The sequence below is a fragment of the Streptomyces sp. AC627_RSS907 genome (assembly GCF_019049165.1).
In genome coordinates this window covers 1-4,774 of the sequence record NZ_JAGMUE010000308.1, presented here as the reverse complement: position 1 = coordinate 4,774, position 4,774 = coordinate 1, and the positions used below count along the sequence as shown (strand labels likewise).

The 4,774-nt window shown below is 73.5% G+C and carries 2 protein-coding genes; both read left to right on the top strand.

All coding sequences use genetic code 11. The features are described 5' to 3' along the window. Nucleotides 1-2,879: type I polyketide synthase (locus KUM32_RS35440; RefSeq protein WP_217146039.1), on the top strand; the 2,879-nt coding region annotated here is incomplete at its 5' end. Between the two features lie 27 nt (nt 2,880-2,906). Next, the coding region (locus KUM32_RS35435) for a type I polyketide synthase (protein ID WP_217146038.1) at nt 2,907-4,774 on the top strand (1,868 nt) is incomplete at its 3' end.

Sequence of the window (4,774 nt, the reverse complement as noted above, 5' to 3'; positions counted from 1 at the left end):
TGACCATACCCATCGAGGAGACCGCCGAGGACATCGGCGGCGACACCACGGTCCTCGCGGTCGGCACCCTGCGCCGCGACGAAGGCGGTCTGCGGCGGTTCCTGCTGTCGGCCGGTGAACTGTTCGTCCGCGGTGTCGCGGTGGACTTCACACCGTTCCACGGGGGTGTCCCGGCCTACCAGGACCTGCCGACCTACGCGTTCCAGCACAAGCGGTACTGGCTGGAGGCATCCACAACGAGCGGTGATGTGAGTGCGGCGGGGCTGCGCAGCGCGGAACATCCGCTGCTGGGAGCCGCACTGCCGTTGGCGGACGCGCAGGGGTATCTGTTCACCGGGCGGCTGTCGCTGAGAGCACATCCGTGGCTGGCGGACCACGCCGTGAACGGGACGGTACTGCTGCCGGGCACGGCCTTCCTGGAACTGGCACAGCACGCGGGAACACAACTCGGCTGCGCCACGGTCGAGGAGCTGACCCTGGAGGCACCACTCGTCCTGCCCGACCACGGCGGACTCGCGATCCAGGTCGTGGTCGCCGCCCCCGACACGGACGGCAGCCGACGACTGACAATCCACGGCAAGGCCGAGGACGCACCCACCGACCAGGAATGGACCCGCTACGCGGGCGGCACACTCGCCGAGGCGAGCGCACCGGCGGACGCCCTGACCGGACCGTGGCCCCCGGCCGGGGCCGAACCCCTGGACACCACCGGCCTGTACTCCCGCTTCGCCGAGCACGGTTACCGGTACGGGCCCGGATTCCAGGGACTCAAGGCGGCCTGGCACCACGGTGACGAGGTGTACGCCGAGGTCGCCCTGCCCGAGGCGCAGCATGACCGCGCCCGGCGGTTCGGCCTGCACCCGGCGCTCCTGGACGCGGCACTGCACGCGCTGTGGCTGACGGCCGTGGAGGGTGGCCCGTCCGCGGGCGAGGCCGACGGTGTCCGGCTGCCGTTCAGCTGGGGCGGGACGAGCCTGTACGCGTCGGGCGCGACGACCCTGCGGGTGCGGCTGAGGACGACCGGCACCGACGAGGTCGCGATCACCGTCGCCGACGCCGCCGGGTCCCCGGTCGCCGCCGTCGAGTCGCTGGTGATGCGCCCGCTCGCGGCGGGACAGCTGGAGGCCGCCCGGGTGCGGTCGCTGTACCGGGTCGACTGGCATCCGGTGACCGCCGACGGCACGGACGTACCGCCGTACGAGGTGGCCGACTTCACCGGACCCGACGACGACGTGCACGCCGTCGCGCACCGGACGCTCGCCCGGGTCCAGGAGTGGCTGGCCGCGGAGCACGAGGACGACCGGCGTCTGGTGTTCGTCACCCGCGGCGCGGCCGGGCCCGGCGTCCGGGACGCGGTGCACGCGTCGGTGTGGGGCCTGGTCAGGGCGGCGCAGACCGAGCACCCCGATCAGTTCGTGCTGATGGACCTCGGTCCGGACGACGACGTCACCCCGTGGCTGCCCGTCGCCGTGGCCGGCGGCGAACCGCAGGTCGCGGTCCGGGACGGTGCCGTACTCGCGGCCCGTCTCGTACGGGCCGCGCCGACCGGCGAGGAGCCGAAGTGGGAACCGGACGGCACGGTGCTCATCACCGGTGCGAGCGGTGTTCTCGGCGGGCTGACCGCGCGGCACTTGGTGGACCGGCACAACGTGCGCGACCTCGTACTGGTCGCACGCTCCGGCCCCGATCCGGAGCTGGTCGAGGAGCTCACGGCGGCGGGGGCCCGGGTGGCGGCCGTCCGCTGTGATGCGGCCGACCGCACGGCGATGGCCGAGGTCATCGCCGGCATCCCGGCCGATCGGCCGCTGACCGGGGTCGTGCACGCGGCCGGCGTGCTCGACGATGCCCCGGTCACGTCGCTGACGCCGGAGCAGGTGGACCGCGTACTGCGGCCCAAGGCCGACGCGGCGCTGCTGCTCGACGAGCTGACCCGCGGCCTGCGGCTTTCCGCGTTCGTGCTGTTCTCCTCGGCGTCGGCGACCTTCGGCGCGGCCGGTCAGGCCAACTACGCCGCGGCCAACGCCTTCCTCGACGCGCTGGCCGAGCGCAGGCGCGCCGCGGGCCTGCCGGCCCAGTCGCTGGGCTGGGGCTTCTGGGAGCAGCGCAGCGCCATGACCGGCGGCCTCGGCGACCGTGAGGTGGCCAGGCTGGCCGGCGGTGGTGTGCGGCCCATCGGCTCGGCCGACGGACTCGCGCTGTTCGACGCCGCGTCGGCCATGGACGACGCCGTGCTGGTCCCGATCCACCTGGACCTGTCGCCCCGCGGCGGGGAGATTCCGCCGCTGCTGCGGCACCTGGTGCGGCCCGCCGTGCGACGGACCCAGGTCATGGCCGAGGGCTCGGCGGACGCGATAACGTTCCGGCAGCGTGTTGAGGGGCTGCCGGAGGAGGCGCGGCGGGAAAGCCTGCTGGATCTGGTGCGGTCGGCCGTGGCCGGGGTCGTCGCCTACGACGGGCCCGCCTCCGTGGACCCGGACACGACGTTCATGAGCCTCGGCTTCGACTCGCTGATGGCCGTCGAACTACGCAACCGCCTCTCCGCCGCCGTCGGCACCCGGCTGACGCCGACGCTGGTGTTCGACTACCCGACAGCCTCGGGGCTGGCCGGCTACCTCTACGACAAGCTGGGGCTCGCCCCGGCCGAGGCACCCGCGGCGCTCGCGCAAACGGGCGGGGCAGCGGACGACGAGGAGATCCGCGAGGCCGTCGCGTCCGTCTCCGTGGAGCAGCTGCGTGCGGCCGGGGTGCTCGACGTGATCCTGCGGCTGGCGGAGGAGGCCCGCCGGCAGCCGACGGCCGACCGGATCAGTCACCTCCAGAGCATGGACGTGGATGGTCTTGTCCGTTGGGCCAATGCCCTTGGTGATGACGAATCCTGACCCCGATCGACGTGTGTGGAGCTCATGATGACTGCCTCTCAGGAGCAGGTGATCGCTGCCCTGCGCAGCGCACTGGTGGACAACGAACGACTCAGGGAGGCCAACCAGCGTCTGTCCGAGCGGACCGACGAGCCGGTCGCCGTGGTGGCCATGGGCTGCCGCTACCCCGGCGGGGTCGCCTCGCCCGATGACCTGTGGACCCTGGTCGGCGAGGCGCGGGACGCCATCTCCCCGTTCCCCGAGGACCGCGGATGGGACACCGGCCGGCTCTTCGGCGAGGGCGGACCCGCCACGCTGACGTCCCGCACCCGCGAGGGCGGCTTCCTCGCCGACGCCGGCGCCTTCGACCCGGGCTTCTTCGGCATCTCGCCGCGCGAGGCGCTCGCGATGGACCCGCAGCAGCGGCTGCTTCTGGAGACCAGCTGGGAGGCGTTCGAACGCGCGGGCATCGACCCGGGCACCCTGCGCGGCAGCAGAACGGGCGTCTTCGTCGGCCTGATGGGCACCGACTACGGCGGCCCCCTGCACCACGTCCCGGACGGCGTCGAGGCGTTCCTCGGCATGGGTACCCAGTCCAGCGTGGGCTCCGGCCGGATCTCGTACGTCTTCGGCCTGGGGGGTCCGTCCGTCACCGTCGACACCGCCTGCTCCTCGTCCCTGGTGGCGATCCACCTGGCTGCGCAGTCCCTGCGCGCGGGAGAGAGCGAGCTGGCCCTGGCCGGCGGCGCGACCGTGATGGCGAGCCCCAGCCTGTTCGTAGGCCTCAGCCAACAGGGCGGCGTCGCCGCCGACGGCCGCTGCAAGTCCTTCGCCGAGGGCGCCGACGGTGCCGGCTTCGGCGAGGGCGTCGGCGTGGTGCTGCTGGAGCGGCTGTCGGACGCCCGTCGTCACGGGCACCCGGTGCTCGCGGTGATCCGCGGCAGCGCGGTGAACCAGGACGGCGCGTCCAACGGGCTGACCGCCCCCAACGGCCCGTCGCAGCAGCGCGTCATCCGGCAGGCACTGGCCAATGCCGGGCTGAAGCCCTCCGACGTGGACGTGGTGGAGGCGCACGGCACGGGTACGTCACTGGGCGACCCGATCGAGGCGCAGGCCCTGCTGGCCACCTACGGCCAGGACCGCGACCGGCCGCTGTGGCTGGGCTCGCTGAAGTCCAACATCGGCCACACCCAGGCCGCCGCGGGCGTCGCCGGTGTCATCAAGATGGTGCTGGCGATGCGGCACGGAGTGCTGCCCAGAACCCTGCACATCACCCGGCCGTCGACGCACGTCGACTGGTCGGCGGGCGATGTCCGGCTGCTCACCGAGGCGGTCGACTGGCCCGAGTACGGGCACCCCCGGCGCGCCGGCGTGTCCTCCTTCGGGGTGAGTGGCACCAACGCCCACCTCGTCCTGGAGCAGGCCGCCGAGGCCGACGAGGAACCCGCCGCGGCGGCGCCCCCGCCCGGCACGGCGGTTCCCTGGCTGCTGTCCGCGCGGACGGCCGACGCCCTGCGCGACCAGGCCGACCGGCTGCGCACCCACCTGGCGGCACGGCCCGGCCTCGCGCCGGCCGACATCGGGTTCTCCACCGCGACCGGCAGGGCCGCGCTGCCGCACCGCGCGGTCGTCGTCGGCGCCGGTCGCGACGCCCTCGCGCACGAACTGGATCTGCTGGTCCGCGGCGAGTTCTCCGACCACACCGTTCGCGGCACCACCGCACCGGCCGGGAAGAAGGTGTTCGTCTTTCCGGGGCAGGGTTCGCAGTGGCCGGGTATGGCGGTGGAGCTGCTGGAGTCGTCGCCGGTGTTCGCGGCACGGTTCGAGGAGTGCGAGCGTGCTCTGGCACCGTTCGTGGACTGGTCGCTGTCGGAGATGGTCCGCTCGGGCGCCTACGACCGGGTGGACGTGGTCCA